The following is a 20,225-nucleotide window of genomic DNA, read 5'->3' as shown; positions in this document are numbered from 1 at the left end:
CTCCCGTGACACCGCTCGATATCCGCGACGGCGCACCGAACGATGGGCCCGGCGACGAACCCGCATCGTTCCGCATGGCCGTTTCGCAGATGGGCGCCGCGTCCGTACACCCGCGGATCGAACTGTCCCCGATCCGGCCGCCGCAGCGTCTGGCCCCGTACTCCTACGCCCTCGGCGCCGAGGTGATCCACGAGGACTCCCCGGTGGTGCCCATCGATTCCGAGGGCGACGCGTTCGGCCGGCTGATCCTGCTACACGATCCGAACGGCGACGAAGCCTGGCACGGAGTGTTCCGGCTGGTCGCCTATATCCAGGCCGATATCGACGGCGCACTCGCGGCCGATCCGCTGCTGCCGGAGGTCGCGTGGAGCTGGCTGGTGGACGCGCTGGAGTCGCGCGATGTGCCGTTCACCGCGCTCGGCGGCACGGTGACCTCGACGAGTTCGGTGCGCTACGGGGATATCGCCGGCCCACCGCGGGCGCACCAGCTGGAACTCCGGGCTTCCTGGACGGCACGGACCACCGAGATGGCACCGCACGTCGAGGGTTTCGGCGAAGTACTCGCCTACGCGGCAGGCCTGCCACCTGCGGGAATCACCGATCTGCGGCCGTCGTCACCGGGCCGCACCGACCGTGGTTGAATATCGGCCGTAGCCTCGGCCACGTAGAGTGGCCCTTTATGCCGGTAGTAGAGGAGCCCGAACACCTGTCCGGTGACCGCCCGGACGGTGGCGCCGCGCAATCACCGGCGGCGGAACCGGGGGCAGGCAGCGCGCAGACAGGTTCGACGCCGGACACCGGGCTCCCCGATCCCCCCACCGCGGTTCCCCTGCTGGCCCCCGCCGACGGTATTCCGCCGGTCTGCGCTACCCCGGACGAGGTCGCCGCGGCCGCGGCACGCCTCGCTGCCGGAACCGGCCCGCTCGCCGTCGACGCCGAACGCGCCTCCGGGTTCCGCTACTCCTCGCGCGCGTACCTGATCCAGCTGCGCCGCGCCGGGGCGGGCACGGTCCTCATCGACCCGATTCCGGTGGCCGGCGCGCTGGCACCGCTGGCGGCCGTCATCAACGATCTGGAGTGGATCCTGCACTCCGCCGATCAGGATCTGCCCGGTCTGGCCGAGCTCGGGCTGCGGCCGGCGAAACTGTTCGATACCGAACTCGGTGGGCGGCTCGCCGGCTATCCCCGCGTGGGGCTGGCCGCCATGGTCGAACAGTTGCTCGGCCGGGCACTGCGCAAAGGGCACGGCGCCGCGGACTGGTCGACCCGGCCGCTGCCGGAGGCATGGCTGAACTACGCCGCGCTCGATGTGGAATTGCTGCCCGAACTCCGCGAGGCGGTGGCCGCGTCCCTGCGGGAACAGGACAAAACCGAGTGGGCAGCGCAGGAATTCGAGCATATCCGGCTGGCGGAGCCGGCCCCGCCGAAACCGGATCGGTGGCGGCGCACCTCCGGTATCCACACTTTGCGCCGGGCCCGCCAGCTGGCGATCGTGCGCGAACTGTGGACCACCCGCGACACCCTGGCCCGGGGCCGCGATATCGCGCCGTCGCGGATCCTGCCCGATTCGGCGATCATCGCCGCCGCGAACGCCGACCCCAAGAGCATCGGGCAACTCCGCGAACTACCGGTGTTCGGCGGGCCCCGGCAACGCCGCTACTCCCGCGAATGGCTGGGTGCGGTGGAACGCGCCCGCACCCTCCCCGACGAGGAACTGCCCCGGATGAGTCAGCCGTACGACGGTCCGCCGCCGGTGAACCGCTGGGAACGCCGCGACCCGGCGGCCGCCGCCCGGCTCAACCGCGCCCGCGCCGCCATCACCGAGATCTCGGAGCGGGTGTCGGTGCCGGTGGAGAATCTGCTCGCCCCTGATCTGGTGCGCCGGCTGTGCTGGGACGGGCTCCCCGACTACCGGCTCGGCCCGGAATCGGCGGCCGAGGTTGCCGAGGCGATCGAGGGGTTCCTCAAATCCCACGGTGCGCGGCCGTGGCAACGCGAGCTCACGGTGGATGCTCTCGCCGGGGCGCTCACCGCCCCACCGGAGGGCTGACCTGCGACCTGCCGCCGCGCGGGGTTGCGCCATCGCCTGCGGCACTCATCCGATCGGCCGTTGGCGGCCGCCCGTCTCGCCCGGCGATCACCGGGCGTCGAGCCACCCGGCGACCCGGCGGGCGATATCGGGCGCGGTCAGTCCCAGTTCCTGGCGGACCTGAGCAATACTGCCGTGGTCCAGGAATTCCTGCGGGATACCGATATCGCGGGCGGGCACATCGAGGCCCGCCGCGCGCAACCGCGCCGAGATGGTGGATCCGATCCCGCCGTGCAGACCGCTGTCCTCCAGGGTCACCACCAGCCGGTAGTTCTCGGCGAGTTTGACGATGGCGTCCGAGACCGGCAGCACCCAGCGCGGATCGATCACCGTCGTGCTGACCTGCTCGGCCTCCAGCAGTTCGGCGGCTTGCAACGCGGCCGGCACGAGCGAACCCACCGCCACGAACAGCACATCCCCGTGCTGGGTCTGCGCCGAGGGACCTTCCCGGTCCGGCAGCCACAGCACATCCACGCCGTCGAGGCGTTCCAGTGCGCGGATGTCGGCGCCGACGCTGTCCTTGGGGAAACGCAGTGCGGTCGGACCGTCGTTCACCGCGAGCGCCTCGGCCAGTTCCTCGGCCAGGGTCGCGGCGTCACGCGGCGCGGCGACCCGCATACCCGGCACGATCCCCAGCAATGACAGATCCCACATCCCGTTGTGGCTGGCACCGTCGGCCCCGGTGATTCCGGCCCGGTCGAGGACCAGCGTGACGGGCTGTTTCAGCAGTGCCACATCCATCAGCAGCTGATCGAAGGCGCGGTTGAGGAAGGTGGAGTAGATGGCGACCACAGGGTGCAGGCCCCCGAGCGCCAGCCCCGACGCCGAGGCCAGCGCGTGCTGTTCGGCGATCCCCACATCGAAGAGCCGGTCCGGGAAACGCTCACCGAACGCCGAGAGGCCGGTGGGGCCGGGCATGGCCGCGGTGATCGCGACGATATCCTCGCGGCGTTCGGCGTGCGCGATGAGTTCCGCGGAGAACACCGAGGTCCAGCTGGCGGCGCCGCCTTTGCTCACCGCTTCCCCGGTGCGCGGGTCGATGGGCCCGCAGGCGTGCATCTGATCGGCCACATGGTTCTCGGCCGGTTCGTAGCCGTGCCCCTTCTGGGTGACGGCGTGTACGACCACCGGGCCGCCGAACTCCTTGGCGTGGCGCAGAGCCGATTCCAGCGCGACCAGATCGTGCCCGTCCACCGGGCCCACATACTTCAACCCGAGATCACCGAACAGTTCCTGCGGGCTCACCGCATCCTTGATCCCGGCCTTCACCGCATGCACCATCGAATACGCGGAATCGCCCACGCCGGGAATGCTTTTCAGGAATCGACGGCCCGTGTCGAGCATATGCTCGTACACCGGCTGGGTGCGCAGCGCCGTCAGCCGCTGCGCCAGGCCACCGATGGTCGGCGCATAGGACCGGCCGTTGTCGTTGACCACGATCACCACCGGCCGGTCCGGGGCGCCCGCGATATTGTTCAGCGCCTCCCAGCACATACCGCCGGTGAGCGCCCCGTCGCCGACCACCGCGACGACGTGGCGGTCCTGCCCGGTGAGCGCGAACGCCTTGGCCAGGCCGTCGGCATACGACAGCGAAGCCGAGGCATGTGACGACTCGACCCAGTCGTGCTCGCTCTCCGCACGGCTCGGATACCCCGACAGCCCGTCCTTGCGGCGCAGGGAGTCGAAACGGTCCTTACGACCGGTCACGATCTTGTGCACATAGGCCTGGTGGCCGGTGTCGAAGATCAACGGGTCGGCGGGCGAATCGAATACCCGGTGCAGCGCCAGGGTGAGTTCCACCACCCCGAGATTGGGTCCCAGGTGCCCGCCGGTGACGGCGACCTTGTGCACCAGGAACTCGCGGATCTCCGCCGCCAGTTCCCGCAGTTGCGGTACCGACAGCCGACGCACGTCTTCGGGCGTATCGACCCGGGAAAGCACTCCCACCTGATTCGCTCCCTCCGGATAGCGCAGTTGATCCGACCAGTCTAGGAGCCGCGGCCGAGTACTCGCCCGACGGCGAGGGCTGGCTACCGCCGCACCGGGCCGGATCCGCGGTCCGGCGTATCGGTCCAGCCTAAGGTGAACGGCATATGCCGCGCGAACCGCGTACCCCCGGCCGCGGCGTACGACGACCGCCCCCACCGCATTGCGAGGAGACCGGATGAACCCTGCGCAGGCCGGAACAGTCACCGTATTCGGGCAGGGCACGGTGCGTGCGATCCCGGATCGGATCGTGCTGGGTATCGGCGTGGAATGCCGGGCGAGCACCGTCGGCCTGGCCTACGACCAGGCGGGACAGCGGGTGGCCGCCATTACCGCAGCGCTACGCGGCGACGGCGTATCCGAGACCGACATCACCACTGGTGTGCTGTCGGTGCGGTCCGATCTCACCTGGCAGGACGGTCTCTCCCGGATCACCGGATATATCGCCACCAGCGGCCTGCGCGTCGTCCTGACCCACCCCGGTCCCGGCGAAGCAACCGCCACACCCGGTCCCGGCGAGATCATCGCGCACGCGGTGGCCGCCGGCGGCGACGACGCCCGGCTCGGCGGCCTGCAGTACACCTTCGCCGACCGCACCCGCCGGCTGACCCGCGCCCGGGACGACGCGTGGGACGACGCCCTGGACAAGGCCCGCCAGTACGCCCGCCGCGCCGCCCGCGAACTGGGCCCCGTGCTCGAGATCACCGAAGACACCACGTCCCCGGCACCGCGTGCCCAACAGGAGCCCGGCGCCGTCCGCATGGTGGCGTCGTCGAGCCCTGCCGCGATTCCGGTCGAACCCGGCGAACAAGAGATTTCCGCGGTCCTGCGCGTCACCTGGCAGCTGCGCTGACGTGCCGGATCACCTCAGCCCGCGAGGAACTCCAGCCGGTTGCCGACACCGTCGACCGTATGGAACCGGCGCCGGCCCGGAATCTCGGCCGGATCCGCCCAGGTGACGGGATATCCCGCCGCCGTCACCGCCGCGGCCGTCGCGTCGATGTCCACAACGAACGCGGGATGTGCCTTGATCGCCGGGCGGAAGTCCGGGTCGACGCCGATATGCAGTTCCCCGGCGGGACCGCCGAGGCCGGGAACCCGGAACCAGCACCCACCGCGGGCCGCGAGCAGCGGCGGTTTCGGCAATTCCGTCCAGCCCAGGACACCGGTATAGAACTCACGCTGCCGCTCTTCGGCTCCGGCCGGGCAACACACTTGCACATGATGGATCATGCTCGCTCCCTCCAGGTTTCACGCCGAGTATGGGGGCGAGCGGTCCACGCACGTGCGTCCGGTGACGAACAGCACCCCGCGTCCGGGCTCAGCGTTCCAGGAGCGCAAGGCATTCCACGTGGTGGGTGGCGGGGAAGGCGTCGAAGGCGCGCAGGGCGGTGAGGCGGTAACCGGCATCGAGGTAGAGGCGTAGGTCGCGGGCGAAGGAGGCCGGGTCGCAGCCGATATGCACGATCCGGTCCGGTGCGGCCGCCGCAACCGCGGTGACGACGGGCTTACCGGCGCCGGCCCGCGGCGGATCGAGGACCACGACCTGCGGCCGGGGGCCGCGCCGACCGGCTACCCACCGCTCGACTCGGCCGCCCTGCAGGGTCAGCCAGGGCAGATCACCCAGGGCGGCAAGGCCGTCGGACACCGCGCCGGGAGCCGATTCGACCGCGTGCACCGCACCGGCGGAGCCGGTCTGCCCGGCCAGCCGGGCCGCGAAGACACCGGCACCGCTGTAGAGGTCCCAGGCGGTCGCACCGACGGACAGATCGGCCCATTCGGCCACCACGTCGGAATAGCATCGGGCGGCGCCTCGGTGCGCCTGCCAGAAACCGGCGGCCGAGACCTCCCAGCGGCGGCCCGCGACGTATTGCACGGCGCGGCCGCTGCCCTCGATCACCCATTCGTCGCGCGCGGCGTGCACGGCAGCGCGGTGGGCCGTGGCCCGGCGGCGCTGACCGTTCGCCGTCTCGGGAGCCGGCTCAGCGGGTCCACTCACCGCGGCGGCCCGGCGATCCGGTCCCGAGCGCGCGCCACGCCGCCGGCCGCGTGGCCCACGCCGGCCGTCCCGGGCCTCTGCGGCCCGTTGTTTGTGTTCCGGGTATTTCTGTTCCGGGACAGGGGCGAGTTCGACGATATGCCGGGTGCCCTCGTCATCCACCGCGATCACCAGGTCCGCACCCGGTGTCCAGAGCCGCTCCCCGACCCCGTCGAGCGCCGCGGGTACCGGCTGCGGGCAGCGCAGATCGGGGATCACCTCGGTGCTCCGATACCGGTGCACGCCGACCCGTCCGGCGTCGTCCACCACCAGCCGGATGCGGGTACGCCAACCGCCGGACGGATCGGCCACCCCCGGGATCGGCTCCACGTCGATATCCCGGTCGATACGGGTGATCCGGCGCAGTTGTTCGGCGACGACGGCCGCCTTCAACGCCCGCTGGGCCGCGGGGGCGGCATGGGCGAAATCGCAGCAACCCGCGCCACCCGGCCCCGAGACCGGACACGTCCGCGGCACGCGATCCGCCGACGGCTCGACGATATCCACCGCATCGGCCCGGCAGAACGAGCCGCCGCGGTCCTCGGTGACCCGAGCCGTCACCAGCTCCCCGGGAAGGCCGTGGCGCACGAACACCACCCGTCCCTCGTGGCGGGCCACGCAGAAACCACCGTGGCCCGGTGGCCCCAGCCGCAGCTCGAGCTCGCGATCACGCCACGACGTCATCGGCGCTTCCCGACCCGCCGGACGCGCGCCCGGGACTCGGTGACGCAGACCCGCGCCCGTCCGTCGCTCAGCGCCCGGAGCTCACCCATTGTCGCCGTACCCGCGCCGGACCGAACCGGGTGCCGTGTGCTCGCCCACGGCCCGGGCCCGCGCCGAGGAACTGAGCTGCCACGGCACGCTGGTCACCATGACGCCGGGCTCGAACAACAGTCGCCCCTTCAACCGCAGCGCGCTCTGGTTGTGCAGTACCTGTTCCCACCAGTGGCCCACGACGTACTCCGGGATGAATACCGTCACGACGTCGCGGGGTGCGTCCTTACGCACCCGTTTCACGTAGTCGAGCACGGGTTTGGTGATCTCCCGGTAGGGCGACTCCACAACCTTCAACGGTACCGAGATATCGCTGTTCTCCCAGTCCCGGACGAGTGCGCGGGTGTCCTCCTCGTCGACGTTGACCGTGATCGCTTCGAGCGTGTCCGGACGGCCGGCCCGGGCATAGGCCAGCGCGCGCCGGGTCGGCAGATGCAGCCGTGACACCAGCACGATGGAATGCGTCCGGCTGGGCAGCACCCCGTCCCATTCTTGTTCCTCGAGTTCCCGGGCCACCGAATCGTAGTGGTGGTGGATCATCTTCATCACCACGAAGATCACCGCCATCGTCACGATCGCGATCCACGCGCCCGCGAAGAACTTGGTGATCAACACGACGATCAGCACCGCACCGGTGGCCACCAGGCCGAGCGCGTTGATGGCCCGCGACCGCAGCATCCGCGACCGTTCGGCCGGATCGGTCTCCCGGCGCAGCAGCCGGGACCAGTGCCGCAGCATGCCGGTCTGGCTGAGGGTGAACGAGACGAACACCCCGATGATGTAGAGCTGGATGAGTTTGGTGACCTCCGCGTCGAACGCCACCACGAACCCGATCGCCCCCACCGCCAGGAACAGGATGCCGTTGCTGAACGCCAGGCGGTCGCCACGGGTGTGCAGCTGCCGCGGCAGGAACCGGGCCTGTGCCAGCACCGAGCCGAGCACCGGGAACCCGTTGTAGGCGGTATTGGCGGCCAGCACCAGGATCACCGCCGTCACGACCGCCACGAAATAGAAACCGGGCGTGAAGGTGTCGAACACCGCGTGCGCGATCTGAGTGACCAGCGTTTTCTGCTGATAGCCGTCGGGGGCGCCGATCAGATGCGCCGGATCCTCGGCGAATACGACATGCGCTTGGCGGGCGATCACGATGATGCCGAGCAGCAGGACGATGGAGATCCCGCCGAGCAACAGCAGCGTCGTCGCGGCGTTGCGTGATTTGGGCTTACGGAACGCCGGGACTCCGTTGCTGATCGCCTCGACACCGGTCAGCGCCGCGCACCCCGACGAGAAGGCGCGGGCGAGCAGGAACACCAGCGCGATGCCGGCCAGATGGTCGTCCTCGGCCCGCAATTCGAACGAGGCCGATTCGGCGCGCACCTCGTCGCCGAGCACGAAGATCCGGATCAGGCCCCAGCCCAGCATGGCGAACATCCCGGCCAGGAAGGCATAGGACAGCAGCGCGAAGGCGCGGCCCGATTCCCGCACACCACGCAGGTTCATCGCGGTGAGCAGCGCGATGGCGGCCACCGCGAACAGCACCTTGTGGGTGGCGACGAACGGGATCGCCGAACCGATGGTCGATGCCGCCGACGATATCGAGACCGCGACCGTCAGCACATAATCCACCAGCAGTGCGCTGCCCACCGTCAGACCGGCGGTGGGACCGAGGTTCGTGGTGACCACCTCGAAGTCACCCCCGCCGGACGGGTAGGCGTGCACATTCTGGCGGTAGCTGGTGACCACGATGATCATCACCACGGCCACCGCCAGTCCGAGCCACGGCGCGTAGGCGTAGCCCGCGAGCCCGGACACCGACAGCACGAGGAAGATCTCCTCGGGCGCGTAGGCGACCGAGGACATCGCGTCCGAGGCGAACACCGGCAGCGCGATTCGTTTCGGCAGCAGGGTGTGGCCCAGGGAGTCACTACGGAATGGCCGCCCCAGCACCAGGCGTTTGGTGGCGGTCGTCAACTTCGACACTGGACGGAGCATATGCCCCCGCGGCGTTGTGTGCTGCGAGGCATTACCGGATTACCGGTTTGCCCGGGTTCGCCAGGGGGAATCTGGCTGTGGGTGCGAACCGGCGAGTACGGTTCGTTGCGCGGCAGCCGTACGGCTGCCGCAGCGGTATCGACCGCACGGCTGTACAAGCGTTCGGAATCAGGAGCGAGGTTCACGGTGTACGTGGTGATCATGGGATGCGGCCGAGTGGGGGCATCACTGGCCCGCGCCCTGGTCCGGATAGGTCATGAAGTCGCCGTGATCGATCGCAACCCGGACGCGTTCCGGCGGCTGGGCGAGGATTTCCCCGGCGAGCGGGTGGTCGGGGTCGGGTTCGATCGCGATGTGCTGTGCCGGGCGGGGATCGAGCGGGCCGGCGCATTCGCGGCGGTGTCCTCGGGCGACAACTCCAACATCATCTCCGCCCGCGTGGCGCGGGAGATGTTCGGTATCGAACGGGTGGTGGCCCGGATCTACGACGCCAAACGCGCCGCCGTCTACGAACGCCTCGGCATCCCGACCATCGCCACCGTGCCGTGGACCACCGATCGTTTCCTGCACAACCTGCTCGGCGACGCGGGCACCACCACCTGGCGCGACCCCACCGGCACCGTGGCCGTCGCTCAGCTGATCCTGCACGAGGACTGGTACGGGCGCACGGTCCGCGATCTGGAAACCGCCACCGGCGCGCGGGTCGCGTTCATCATCCGCTTCGGTCAGGGCATCCTGCCCGACGCCAAAACCGTCGTCCAGGCCGACGACACCGTGTACGTGGCCGCGACCTCCGGTTCCGCCGGTGAGGCGGTCGCGCTGGCCGCGAAACCCCCAGCGAACAAGGACTGATCATGAAGGTGGCCATTGCCGGAGCCGGGGCCGTCGGCCGCTCCATCGCCCGCGAACTCTTGCGCTCGGGGCACAGTGTGATGCTGCTCGAACGCCAGCTCGACCATATCGACCGCGATTCGGTGCCGAACGCGATCTGGGTGCACGCCGACGCGTGTGAACTGCAACTGCTCGAGGACGCGGGCCTGCAGGACTACGAGGTCGTCATCGCCGCCACCGGTGACGACAAAGCGAATCTGGTGCACAGCCTGCTGGCGAAAACCGAATTCGGTGTGCGCCGGGTGGTCGCCCGGGTCAACGACCCCCGCAACGAATGGCTCTTCGACGAGGCCTGGGGTGTGGATGTCGCCGTCTCCACACCGCGCCTGCTCGCCTCGCTGGTCGAGGAAGCGGTCTCGGTGGGCGATCTGGTGCGGTTGATGACGTTGCGGCAGGGGCAGGCCAACCTGGTCGAACTCACGCTGCCGCCGGATACGACCCTGGCCGGTAAACCGGTCCGCAGCCTGCGCCTGCCGCGTGATTCCGCATTGGTCACCATCCTGCGTGGCGGCCGGGTCATCGTGCCGCAACCGGACGACCCGTTCGAAGGCGACGACGAACTGCTGTTCGTGGCTTCCGCGGAGGCCGAGGAGGAGCTGCGCTCGGTACTGGCACCGATCGGCGCCGCCACCGAACCCGCGGCACCCGAGACCGGGCTGACCCCTTCGCAGGATGCCGAATACTGAGCCCCACCGGCGTGCGCGAATCCGAGGCGGCAGCGCAGCGTCACCACGCAGAGCCCTCGCACCGCCCCATCGACGCAGCGTGACGAGTCGGGATCGGCTCAGGCGGCGACCGGCTGGGCCGCGCGCGCCCGTAGCTTGTTCAGGGCCCGGTATTGCATCACCCGGACCACGCCGGCGCTCGTTCCCAGCTCTGCCGCCGTCTCGGCCGCGCTCAGCCCGAACACGATCCGCAGCACCAGCACCTTGCGGTGTACCGGATTCAGCTGCTGCATGAGTTCACGGGCCACCGAGCCGCGTTCGGCGGCCAGCGCCCACTCCTCCGGCCCCGCCGCGGTGGAGGCCACCTCGGGCACCTCCGCCATCGGATAGGCCGGGTGTACCTGGGCGCCACGGAATGCGTCGGACACCTTGTTGGCCGCGATGCCGTAGACGAAGGCGAGGAAGGACTTGCCCTGGTCCCGGTAGCGGGGAATGGCGGCGACGGTGGCCAGGAGGACTTCCTGGGTCACGTCGTCGGCCGTCACGTGCAGATGGGCGGGGTTCCCGAGCCTGGTGCGGCAGTACCGCTGCACCAGCGGCTGGACGAGCCGCAGGATTTCGGCTGTCGCGCGACGGTCACCGGCGGCCGCGGGGCCGACCAGGGCGTCCAGTTCGGCGGACACCCGGCGGCTCTGGGACCGCACCGGATTCTCGCGCCCCCGCTCCGGGCGTGGGATCGTGTGCTGCTCGGTACGCATTCGCCAGTCCTCTCGGCAGATCGTCTACTGCAACGATCGTCCGATGAACGGCGGCGCGGTGATAGACACCAAAGGGTGGGTCATCCGCCACCCTGCGGGTCCGGATCAGGCGGCGTGCCGGGCAGCCGACCCGGCGGGCAGATGTCCCGCCCGCCGGACGGCCCAGACGGTGACCACCAGCGCGATCGCGGTGAGCGGCCACCCCATCGCTATCCGGGCGGCAGCCAGCCAGCCGGTGCTGTCGGCCGCGTACAGATGGTGTTGCACCAGGTAGCGGGCACCGAAAACGAGCACCCAGGTGGCGGTCGCCAGATCGTAGAGGCGCACCACGCGAGGGTCGCCGCGCCAGTCACCACCGTGGCCGTTGAGCACACTCCACACGACACCGACGAGGGGACGGCGCACCAGGATGGAGATCAGGAACGCGGCCCCGTAGATGAGACTGGTGTAGATGCCGAACAGGAAGAAGCCTTTGGCCTCTCCCATCCGCCAGGCGATCAGCGCGCAGATTCCCACGCCCAGGAACCCCGAGATCGCCGGTTGGATGGGTTCGCGCCGCACCAGCCGCCAGACGAGCACCGCACCGGCCACACCCAGCGCGGCCCAGATCGCCGCGGTCAGCCCGAAGAGGGCGTTCACCGGGACGAAAACCACCACCGGCACGGTGGAGTAGATCAGTCCCGCGAAACCGCCCAGTTGTTCCAGCAAAGTCTGTTGCCCGGGTTCGGCATCCCCGGGCGCCGGGGATTCGTCCGTGGACGGCGAATCCGCGGCAGCGGTGGTCCGCGGTAGCGGCGTGGTGGCGTACTCGTCGCTCGATGGCATACGTCAGCTGTTTCCGCGCAGTTCGTAGTAGGGGTTGTAGATCACTTTGCGGCCTTCGCGCTCGCCGATCCGGCCGCGCACCATGATGCGCCGGCCCGATTCGATACCGGGAATCCGGCGCCGCCCGATCCACACCAGAGTGATGGCATCGGTACCGTCGAAAAACTCCGCCTGCACATTGGCACCGGCGGCCTGCGGACACGAATCGACACTGCGCAATCTGCCCAGCATCGTCGCCTCCTCACCGCGCCGGCACTCCGAGACCCGGCAGGCGCCCGAAGCGTCCGCCGACTCCGCCAGCTCCTCGGCGTCGAGCTGATCGAGATCCTCGGTCAATCTGCGGCCGAGCCTGCGAAAATATCCGGTTGCGGACTTCGCGCCCGCTTTTCTTCCGGCCGAGGAAGACATCGCATGCTCTCCTGTGAGCGGACGGCGTGGGTCGCACGTCATCCGAGTTTCCTGCTACGGCCCGGCTGTGGCCGTACCCGCCACTGTAGATGGGCGGGGGCGGCACCGCTACGCTCGGTCCGGTGTTCGATTCCCCACGTCCGGCAGTCGTGGTCGCCCTCCCCGGCACCGGTTCCGACGCACATTTCGCCCGCCGCGCCTTCGAACCCGCCTGTACCGCGCTCGGCCTCGACCTGATCGCGGTGGACCCCGAACCGGGCGCGGTGATCGACGGCTACCGTGCCGCCCTGGACGCCGCCGCGGTGCGCGGTCCGGTGCTGGCGGCCGGGATCTCGCTGGGCGCGGCGGTCGCGGTCGAATGGGCAAGCGCCCGCACCACCGCCGATGTCGCGGGCGTCATCGCGGCGCTACCCGCCTGGACCGGACCCGATACCGCGCAATGCCCGGCCACCCTCAGCGCCGCGGTGACGGCCGCCCAGTTGCGGACGGAGGGACTGGAACCGGTCCTGGAACGGATGCGCGCCAGCAGCCCCCGCTGGCTCGCCGACGCACTCACCCGTTCCTGGCGCGCGCAGTGGCCGGGACTGCCCGCGGCGCTGGAGGAGGCGGCCCAGTACAAATGGCCGGAGGCGACGCTGCTGGACGGGTTACCGGCCCCGTTGGCGGTGGTGGCCGCCGCGGACGACCCGGTGCATCCGGTGGCTGTCGGCCGCGAATGGGCCCGCCGCGCGCCGCGGTCGGTGATCACCGAGATAACTCTCGACCAGCTGGGGGCCGACCCGGCCGTCCTGGGCCGGCTCGGACTGCGCTACACACGCTGAACCCTGTTCCCGCCGGGCGGGAACAGGGTCGACGCTCGTCAGCCGCGGCCGAGTTGCTGCATCGCCGATCCCTCGGCGCCCCGGCGTGGCTGCTGCGGCTGCTGGGGCGGCAGCACGGCACCGGTCGGCGCCGGCCGGGGTGCGTTCTGCGCCGCGGCCGCCTGTTGCGCCTGCTGCTGCTGGAGTTGCTGTTGCTGGTGCGCGGCCGTGAGCTGTTCGGCCAGTTGCTGTGGCAGCACTACCGGCAGCGGTTCCCGCACCGGCAGCGCGTCGGTACCGCGGCGGATGATCGTTTCGCTCAGCACCGTCCGCGCCGCGGCCACCAGGGGGCTACCGACCGCGGTGGAACCGGAGGGACCGGCGGCGACCAGCCGGATCATCCACCGGTAGCCGTCCACGCCGATGAATCGCAGATCCGCGCCCTCGGTGACGGCGACGAGTTCCCGGCCCCACGGCCCCTTCTCGACCGAGACGCGGGCGCCGTCCTTGCGCAGCGACTCCGCCAGATCGGCGGCCACCGTACGCCACTGACCCTTCGACTTCGGGGCGGCGTAGGCCGCGACCGTGATCCGGCCGTGTTCGGTGGCCAGGTGCACCGCCTGCGGGGTGCCCTGCGGTGTCATCTCCACCTGCAGCTGGCCGCCCGGCGGTACAGGCAGGATCACCGAACCCAGGTCGAGCCGGGTATCGCTGAAATTCTCCAGGACTTCGGCGACATCGTCGTAGTCGTAGGGACCCCGCCGTTGCGGTTCGGTATCGGGGTCGTCGATCGCGGCGTCGTAGGCGTCGCTGTAGGCGGCCCCGCCATAGCCGTCGTCATAGCTGTCGTCGTAGTCGCCCGGATACTGTTCCTCGCCGGCGCGGTGATAGCCGCCGTCGTCGTAGTCGTCGTAGTCGTCGTAGGCCTCGTATTCGCCGGTGCCGTACGCACCGGTGTCGCGGGGCTCGTCGCCGGATCTGCGTCCGCCCGATTTGCGTCGTCCGAACATGTCAGGCCTCCTTGCCGTGGGCGGTTTCCGCGCCGCTCGGCCTCAAACTCGCGTGTCCCCCGCTGGACCCGTACCCGCCCGCGCCGCGCGCGGAATCGTCGAGCCGGTCCACGGCCACGAAATCGACCAGTTCCACGCGTTGCACCAGCAACTGCGCGATCCGGTCGCCGCGGCGTAATTCGATGGGTGTGCGCGGATCGTGGTTGATCAGGCACACCTTGATCTCACCTCGGTACCCGGCATCGATCGTCCCGGGCGTGTTCACCACGGACAAGCCGGCTTTGGCCGCCAGACCGGACCGCGGATGGATCAGCCCGACCGTGCCCACCGGTAGCGCGATCGCGATACCGGTACCGACGAGTACCCGTTCCCCGGGTTCGAGGACGACATCCTCGGCGGTGCACAGGTCCACGCCCGCGTCGCCGTCGTGGGCGCGGCTGGGCATCGGGATTCCCGGGTCCAGCCGCAGCAGTGGTATCGGTGAGAGTGCGTTCACGTCCGACCAGCCTACGCGCAGGCGCGGCGCGCATGTCGCTTAGTGTTGAGTCGTGTCCGACCAGCCCCGACCCACCGAATCCGGCCACCCCGCACGGCCGGCGCCGCAGGCGTATCGCGAACGCCTCTGGGTGCCGCTGTGGTGGTGGCCGGTGGGATTCGCACTCGCCGCCCTGCTCGCCGCGGAGGTGCATATGGGAGCGCCGGGCCTACGGGCCTGGCTGCCGTATGTGCTGCTGCTCCCGATCCCGGTCTGGGTGCTGCTGTGGTTGAGCCGGCACCGGGTGGAGGTCGCTCCGGACGGCAGCGGGACGCCGGAGCTGCGCGTCGATCGGGCGCATCTGCCGGTGTCGTTCGTGGCCCGCGCGACAGTCGTGCCACGCAGCGCCAAAAGCGCGGCGCTGGGCCGCCAGCTCGATCCCGCCGCCTATGTCCAGCACCGGCCGTGGATCGGCACCATGGTGCTGCTGGTACTCGACGATCCGGATGACCCGACGCCGTACTGGCTGGTCAGTACGCGCCGGCCGGAACAGGTCCTGACCGCGCTCGGAGTCCCGAGCGCGGAATGACCTCGCGCCTGTCTCAAGCAGCGCAATCCATGCAGATCATCTGCCCGCCGGCCTCACTGGCCAGCCGGCTGCGGTGATGCACCAGGAAACAGCTCGAGCAGGTGAACTCGTCGGCCTGCTTCGGGATCACCCGGACCGTCAGCACTTCCTCGGACAAGTCCGCACCGGGGAGTTCGAACGACTCCGCGGTATCGGATTCGTCGACATCCACGACGGCGGACTGGGCCTCGTTGCGACGCGCTTTCAGCTCCTCGAGCGAATCCTCCGATACATCGTCGGTTTCGGTACGCCTCGGCGCGTCATAGTCGGTTGCCATGTCTCTTCCCCTCGTCCTTACTCCGTATATCCGGATCGGCGCACGCCGTCGGTTTCGACCGCGGCAGCCACCCCGCCGGTGGTGCACTTCACATACGCACCGGTCTTCTATCAGCGTGAATCTGTGGACACACCGCCGATAGCGTCCGGACAACGCATGAGTTGCCCTGCTTGTTCCCGGGACCGAACGCCGATTTACTCACCGATGTTTCGGTCTGGGCGGGCAGACAATAGCGGACGGTGCGGAAATTGTCGCAATCGCAACCCGGTCGTGTCGGAACCGCCGGGCAATCGATACGCGCGGTCACGGCGCTGCGGCGGGCGCTCCCCCGGCGCGCCCGCTGCCCACCGGGTAATGCGCGGACCGCCGGCGCGGGTACGTACAGTGTCGTCGTGGTTTCACTGATCACCGAAGGCAGTTCGACGGATGCCAAAGGCCGTCCCTACCCGCGCCGGCGGATGCGCCCGTGGCTCGTCCTGGTCGTCGTACTCACGTTGATCTGCTCAGCGCTCTGGATCAAGGCGCTGACCACCAACGATGACGACCACACGCCGATGGCCTGCAATTCGCCGAGCCCGGCCACCGATCCGAAGGCGGCCCCGCAGCCGCTGCCGGGGCAGCGGATGAGTCCGAGCCTGCTGGCGGAGGTGGAACCCGCCCCGATGGCGGAGACGAAGCTGCGCGTGCTCAACGCCAACGGTCAGCGCGGACAGGCCGCCCACGTGGCCGCGCAGCTCGGCGATCTCGGCTTCGGCAGCGTACCCGGCGATCCTTACGGTAACGATCCGATATATGCCAACGGGGACCTGGAATGCACGGGTCAGATCCGGTTCGGCGAAAGCGGGCGCCCGGTCGCGGCCGCGGTCCAGCTCGCGGTGCCGTGCGCCGAGCTGATCGAGGACAAGCGCCCCGACGACAGCGTGGATCTGGTCCTCGGCGCGTTGTTCGGCGGCGAGCTGCAGCCGAACAACGACGCCGAAGAGGTGCTGCGTTCGCTGAAGAACCCGGTGAACGGCGAAAGCCCGGATATCGACCCGGATATGCTCGAGGCGGCCCGGACCGCCCGCTGCTGATCGCCGAACGCGGCACCGCCGATTCATTCCTCCGGGATCGGCACCGATACTCCCAGCCGGTCCAGCAGCGCGAACAGCTCGTCGGCGATTCCGGGCGCGGCGGCCACCACCAGCGCACCCGCCGCGCCGCCGGTCGCCGGCGGCGGTAACCGCAACACCGCACCGGCCTCGGCGGCGATCAGGGCACCGGCCGCCCAATCCCACGGGTTGAGCCCGTGCTCGTAGTGCGCGTCGACCCGGCCCTCGGCCACCATGCACAGATCCAGTGCCGCCGCGCCGATCCGGCGGATATCGCGAACATGGGGCAGCAGGGTCGCGACACAGGCGGCCTGCGCGGTACGGCGGCGCACGCCGTAGGCGAATCCCGTCGCCACCAGCGCCAGCTCGGCCGAACGCACCGGATTGCAGCGCAGCACGGTGTCCTTGCCGTCCGGTCCGATCCGGGTGGCGCCGAGCCCCGCTCCCGCGGCGTACACCGTCGACGCCGCGACATCGGCGACCGCACCGGCTACCGGCCGGCCTCGGCGGACGGCGGCCACCGAGACCGCGTACGCGGGGATGCCGTAGAGGAAATTGACCGTGCCGTCGATGGGGTCGACCACCCACACGACCTCATCGTCGCCGGCCGCGGCCAGATCACCGCCGCCTTCTTCGCCGAGAATGTGGTCGGCGGGTCGCAACCGGGCCAGTTCGTCCCGGATCAGTTGTTCGGTTTCGGTATCGACGACGGTGACCGGGTCGGTCGGGGTGCTCTTGGTGCGGACGGCGGTATCCGCGGCGCCGGCGGAGCCGAAAACCTCGGGTCGGCGGGCCCGGACATGTGCGGCGGCGATACCGGCGAGGTGGGTCGCGATCCGGCGTAACAGCACCGCGTCGGCGGGGGCGGGTTCGGTGGCAGCGGTGAGAGACCAAATCGATTCCGGCACGCCTACCATCGCAGCACAGATCCTGCGGTCCGGGCATCCGGGCACGCACATTACTCTTGTCGTGCACACCACACCGGCCCACGTCGGCCCGGGGGCGGCATCGCGAGGCCGGTGACGGACCGGCACCGTTTCGATGATCTCGCGGAGGGCCCGGCCGGCAGGCGCGCGGGTGCGGCGCGAAGACGACATCAGCCAGCACAGGGAACGAGGGAAACCCGCATGTCCGGTGGACGGCACGCGTTCGGCATCGATATCGGCGGCAGCGGCGTCAAAGGCGCCGCGGTCGACCTCGACACCGGGGAACTCACGCACGAGCGCATCAAGATCGCCACCCCGCATCCGGCGACGCCCGCCGCGGTGGCCGAGGCCGTCGCGCAGTTGGTCGCGAAGGCGGAGTGGGACGGCCCGGTCGGCCTCACCCTCCCGTGCGTGGTCCTCGGCGGGGTCGCCCACACCGCCGCCAATGTCGACAAATCCTGGATCGGCACCGACGCCCGGGCCCTGTTCTCCGAGGCGCTCGACGGCCGGGAGGTCACCGTGCTCAACGACGCGGACGCCGCGGGACTGGCCGAGGACCGTTTCGGCGCCGCCCGCGATATCGAGGGTCTGGTACTGCTGCTGACGTTCGGCACCGGTATCGGGTCGGCGCTGCTCAACAACGGCACGCTGGTCCCGAATACCGAACTCGGCCATCTCGAGATCGGCGGGATGGAGACCGAGCACCGCGCGGCGGCCTCGGTGAAAGAACGCGAGGACCTCGGTTACCCCGAATGGGCGGCCCGGGTCAGTACTGTGTTGCGGGGACTGGAAGATCTGTTCTGGCCGACGGTGTTCGTCGCCGGAGGTGGGATCAGCCGCGACGCCGATCAGTGGATTCCGCTGCTCACCAACCGCACCCGGGTGGTGCCCGCCGATCTGCGCAACACAGCGGGTATCGTGGGCGCGGCCATGGCTGTCGATGCCGGAATCACCCCCTGAAGATGTCCGCCGCACGGGCAAGGGCACACTGGTCGATCGTTACAATGGAAGGACCCCGGCGGTGAGCCGGACACCCGACCGGCGTTTTAGCCGGTAAACCCGACAGACCGCTCCGCCGGAATACTACTCTGGCGTGACGCCGCACGAGACCGTCACGAAAGGGCGTACGTGGTAGCCACGAATACCCGTCAGACAGCCGAACCGGCCGACGCCGAGGCCACGGAAGTTCCCGCGGCACGCCCGGTGCGCAAGGCCGTGGCCAAAAAGGCCCCGGCCAAGAAAGCCGCCGCCAAGAAGGCCCCCGCGAAAAAGGCCGCCGCCAAGAAAGGCGCGGCCAAGAAGGCCCCTGCCAAGAAGGCCGGTAGCGCGGGCGCCCCGGGCCCGGGGGAAGACCAGCCGGACGACGATTCGCTGGATGTGGCCGATCTCGGCGATCTCGAGGTCTCCGAGGACGATCTCACCGACGAGGGCGACGATCTGGTGGCCGAGGTCGCCGAGGAGGAACCCGAAGCCGAGACCGCCGAGCCGACCGCGGCCGACAAGGCCTCCGGCGATTTCGTCTGGGACGAAGAAGAGTCCGAGGCGCTGCGCCAGGCCCGTAAGGACGCCGAACTCACCGCCTCCGCGGATTCGGTGCGTGCCTATCTGAAGCAGATCGGTAAGGTCGCGCTGCTCAACGCCGAAGAGGAGGTCGAACTCGCCAAGCGGATCGAGGCCGGCCTCTACGCGGCGGAGAAGATGCGCGAATTCACCGAGGCCGGCGAGAAGCCGCCGGTCACGATCCGCCGCGACTACAACTGGATCATTCGCGACGGGAACCGCGCCAAGAACCACCTCCTCGAGGCGAACCTCCGCCTGGTGGTCTCGCTGGCCAAGCGCTACACCGGCCGCGGGATGGCGTTCCTGGACCTGATCCAGGAGGGCAACCTGGGCCTGATCCGCGCGGTGGAGAAGTTCGACTACACCAAGGGCTACAAGTTCTCCACGTACGCCACCTGGTGGATCCGGCAGGCCATCACCCGCGCCATGGCCGATCAGGCCCGCACCATCCGTATCCCGGTGCATATGGTCGAGGTGATCAACAAGCTGGGCCGTATCCAGCGCGAGCTGCTCCAGGATCTGGGTCGCGAACCCACTCCGGAGGAACTGGCCAAGGAAATGGATATCACCCCGGAAAAGGTGCTGGAGATCCAGCAGTACGCCCGGGAGCCCATTTCGCTGGATCAGACCATCGGCGACGAGGGCGACAGCCAGCTCGGTGATTTCATCGAGGATTCCGAAGCCGTGGTCGCGGTGGACGCGGTCAGCTTCACCCTGCTGCAGGATCAGCTGCAGTCGGTGCTGGAGACCCTGTCCGAACGTGAGGCGGGTGTGGTGCGGCTGCGCTTCGGCCTCACCGACGGTCAGCCGCGGACCCTGGACGAGATCGGCCAGGTGTACGGGGTCACCCGCGAGCGGATCCGGCAGATCGAATCGAAGACCATGAGCAAACTGCGGCATCCCAGCCGTTCGCAGGTCCTGCGGGATTACCTCGACTGAGACCCGCGGGCGAACCCGCTCGCGCCACGGCCCCTGAGCACGTCCGGAACCACGGTTCCCGAGATGCTCAGGGGCCGTGGCGTATCCGGGCCG

At 69.7% G+C, this 20,225-nt stretch carries 21 protein-coding genes; 10 read left to right on the top strand and 11 right to left on the bottom strand.

Annotated elements, in window-relative coordinates; genetic code table 11:
- Positions 1 to 5 precede the first annotated feature (5 nt).
- Positions 6 to 641 carry a DUF3000 domain-containing protein gene (locus tag ACQEVO_RS06065; RefSeq protein WP_432909684.1) on the top strand — a complete coding sequence of 212 codons (636 nt, stop codon included), beginning with the start codon at positions 6 to 8 and terminating at the stop codon, positions 639 to 641.
- Positions 642 to 679: 38 nt separating this feature from the next.
- Positions 680 to 2,050: an HRDC domain-containing protein gene (locus ACQEVO_RS06060; protein ID WP_432909681.1), complete on the top strand. Its 1,371-nt coding sequence runs from the start codon at positions 680 to 682 to the stop codon at positions 2,048 to 2,050.
- Between the two features lie 87 nt (positions 2,051 to 2,137).
- On the opposite strand, the gene dxs is transcribed toward ACQEVO_RS06060, so the two are convergent.
- Entirely contained in the window at positions 2,138 to 4,036 is a 1,899-nt protein-coding gene (gene dxs / locus ACQEVO_RS06055; protein ID WP_432909679.1) for a 1-deoxy-D-xylulose-5-phosphate synthase, read from the bottom strand.
- A gap of 217 nt (positions 4,037 to 4,253) precedes the next feature.
- Between dxs and ACQEVO_RS06050 the strand changes: the two genes are divergently transcribed.
- Positions 4,254 to 4,928: an SIMPL domain-containing protein gene (locus tag ACQEVO_RS06050; RefSeq protein ID WP_432909677.1), complete on the top strand. Its 675-nt coding sequence runs from the start codon at positions 4,254 to 4,256 to the stop codon at positions 4,926 to 4,928.
- A gap of 14 nt (positions 4,929 to 4,942) precedes the next feature.
- Here ACQEVO_RS06050 and ACQEVO_RS06045 read toward each other — a convergent pair whose 3' ends face one another.
- The 3 genes from ACQEVO_RS06045 to ACQEVO_RS06035 all read right to left on the bottom strand — a co-directional run bounded on the left by ACQEVO_RS06045 (position 4,943) and on the right by ACQEVO_RS06035 (position 8,867).
- Positions 4,943 to 5,308, bottom strand: coding sequence for a glyoxalase (locus ACQEVO_RS06045; protein WP_432909674.1), 366 nt, complete (start codon positions 5,306 to 5,308; stop codon positions 4,943 to 4,945).
- An 88-nt stretch (positions 5,309 to 5,396) separates the two neighbouring features.
- On the bottom strand, positions 5,397 to 6,797 hold the full coding sequence (locus tag ACQEVO_RS06040) for a class I SAM-dependent RNA methyltransferase (protein ID WP_432909672.1): 1,401 nt from the start codon (positions 6,795 to 6,797) through the stop codon (positions 5,397 to 5,399).
- A gap of 81 nt (positions 6,798 to 6,878) precedes the next feature.
- Complete coding sequence (locus ACQEVO_RS06035; RefSeq protein ID WP_432909670.1) at positions 6,879 to 8,867, bottom strand: APC family permease; 1,989 nt, start codon at positions 8,865 to 8,867, stop codon at positions 6,879 to 6,881.
- A gap of 198 nt (positions 8,868 to 9,065) precedes the next feature.
- On the opposite strand from ACQEVO_RS06035, the gene ACQEVO_RS06030 reads away from it, so the two are divergent.
- Complete coding sequence (locus tag ACQEVO_RS06030; protein WP_432922391.1) at positions 9,066 to 9,731, top strand: potassium channel family protein; 666 nt, start codon at positions 9,066 to 9,068, stop codon at positions 9,729 to 9,731.
- Positions 9,732 to 9,733: 2 nt separating this feature from the next.
- On the top strand, positions 9,734 to 10,456 hold the full coding sequence (locus ACQEVO_RS06025; protein ID WP_432909667.1) for a potassium channel family protein: 723 nt from the start codon (positions 9,734 to 9,736) through the stop codon (positions 10,454 to 10,456).
- Positions 10,457 to 10,554: 98 nt separating this feature from the next.
- On the opposite strand, the gene shbA is transcribed toward ACQEVO_RS06025, so the two are convergent.
- The 3 genes from shbA to ACQEVO_RS06010 all read right to left on the bottom strand — a co-directional run bounded on the left by shbA (position 10,555) and on the right by ACQEVO_RS06010 (position 12,426).
- On the bottom strand, positions 10,555 to 11,193 hold the full coding sequence (shbA, locus tag ACQEVO_RS06020) for an RNA polymerase sigma factor ShbA (RefSeq protein ID WP_432909664.1): 639 nt from the start codon (positions 11,191 to 11,193) through the stop codon (positions 10,555 to 10,557).
- 105 nt (positions 11,194 to 11,298) lie between these two features.
- A complete protein-coding gene (locus ACQEVO_RS06015; RefSeq protein ID WP_432909661.1) occupies positions 11,299 to 12,018 on the bottom strand; it encodes a DUF3159 domain-containing protein in 720 nt (239 codons plus the stop codon).
- Positions 12,019 to 12,021: 3 nt separating this feature from the next.
- Entirely contained in the window at positions 12,022 to 12,426 is a 405-nt protein-coding gene (locus ACQEVO_RS06010; protein WP_280402285.1) for an OB-fold nucleic acid binding domain-containing protein, read from the bottom strand.
- A 122-nt stretch (positions 12,427 to 12,548) separates the two neighbouring features.
- Here ACQEVO_RS06010 and ACQEVO_RS06005 point away from each other — a divergent pair, with 122 nt between their 5' ends.
- Complete coding sequence (locus tag ACQEVO_RS06005; protein WP_432909658.1) at positions 12,549 to 13,247, top strand: alpha/beta hydrolase; 699 nt, start codon at positions 12,549 to 12,551, stop codon at positions 13,245 to 13,247.
- A 38-nt stretch (positions 13,248 to 13,285) separates the two neighbouring features.
- Here the strand turns inward: ACQEVO_RS06005 and ACQEVO_RS06000 are convergent, their stop codons facing one another.
- The gene (locus ACQEVO_RS06000) at positions 13,286 to 14,236 is read right to left on the bottom strand and encodes a DUF3710 domain-containing protein (RefSeq protein ID WP_432909656.1); all 951 of its coding nucleotides are present in this window, start codon (positions 14,234 to 14,236) and stop codon (positions 13,286 to 13,288) included.
- Between the two features lies 1 nt (position 14,237).
- Positions 14,238 to 14,732 carry a dUTP diphosphatase gene (dut, locus tag ACQEVO_RS05995; protein ID WP_432909653.1) on the bottom strand — a complete coding sequence of 165 codons (495 nt, stop codon included), beginning with the start codon at positions 14,730 to 14,732 and terminating at the stop codon, positions 14,238 to 14,240.
- 52 nt (positions 14,733 to 14,784) lie between these two features.
- Between dut and ACQEVO_RS05990 the strand changes: the two genes are divergently transcribed.
- Positions 14,785 to 15,300, top strand: a complete 516-nt coding sequence (locus tag ACQEVO_RS05990) for a DUF3093 domain-containing protein (RefSeq protein WP_432909650.1) — start codon at positions 14,785 to 14,787, stop codon at positions 15,298 to 15,300.
- Between the two features lie 13 nt (positions 15,301 to 15,313).
- Here the strand turns inward: ACQEVO_RS05990 and ACQEVO_RS05985 are convergent, their stop codons facing one another.
- Entirely contained in the window at positions 15,314 to 15,616 is a 303-nt protein-coding gene (locus ACQEVO_RS05985) for a DUF4193 domain-containing protein (RefSeq protein WP_432909648.1), read from the bottom strand.
- 392 nt (positions 15,617 to 16,008) lie between these two features.
- On the opposite strand from ACQEVO_RS05985, the gene cei reads away from it, so the two are divergent.
- A complete protein-coding gene (cei, locus tag ACQEVO_RS05980) occupies positions 16,009 to 16,689 on the top strand; it encodes an envelope integrity protein Cei (protein ID WP_432909645.1) in 681 nt (226 codons plus the stop codon).
- A gap of 23 nt (positions 16,690 to 16,712) precedes the next feature.
- On the opposite strand, the gene ACQEVO_RS05975 is transcribed toward cei, so the two are convergent.
- Entirely contained in the window at positions 16,713 to 17,624 is a 912-nt protein-coding gene (locus tag ACQEVO_RS05975) for an inositol monophosphatase family protein (protein ID WP_432909642.1), read from the bottom strand.
- 210 nt (positions 17,625 to 17,834) lie between these two features.
- On the opposite strand from ACQEVO_RS05975, the gene ppgK reads away from it, so the two are divergent.
- Both ppgK and ACQEVO_RS05965 read left to right on the top strand, forming a co-directional pair.
- Complete coding sequence (gene ppgK / locus ACQEVO_RS05970) at positions 17,835 to 18,593, top strand: polyphosphate--glucose phosphotransferase (protein WP_432909639.1); 759 nt, start codon at positions 17,835 to 17,837, stop codon at positions 18,591 to 18,593.
- 168 nt (positions 18,594 to 18,761) lie between these two features.
- Entirely contained in the window at positions 18,762 to 20,132 is a 1,371-nt protein-coding gene (locus ACQEVO_RS05965; RefSeq protein ID WP_432909636.1) for an RNA polymerase sigma factor, read from the top strand.
- Positions 20,133 to 20,225 lie beyond the last annotated feature (93 nt).

The organism is Nocardia sp. CA-290969 (assembly GCF_050936135.1).
Taxonomy (GTDB): domain Bacteria; phylum Actinomycetota; class Actinomycetes; order Mycobacteriales; family Mycobacteriaceae; genus Nocardia.
Note: the sequence above shows the minus strand (reverse complement) of the source record. Positions and strands in the feature narration are given on the sequence as shown.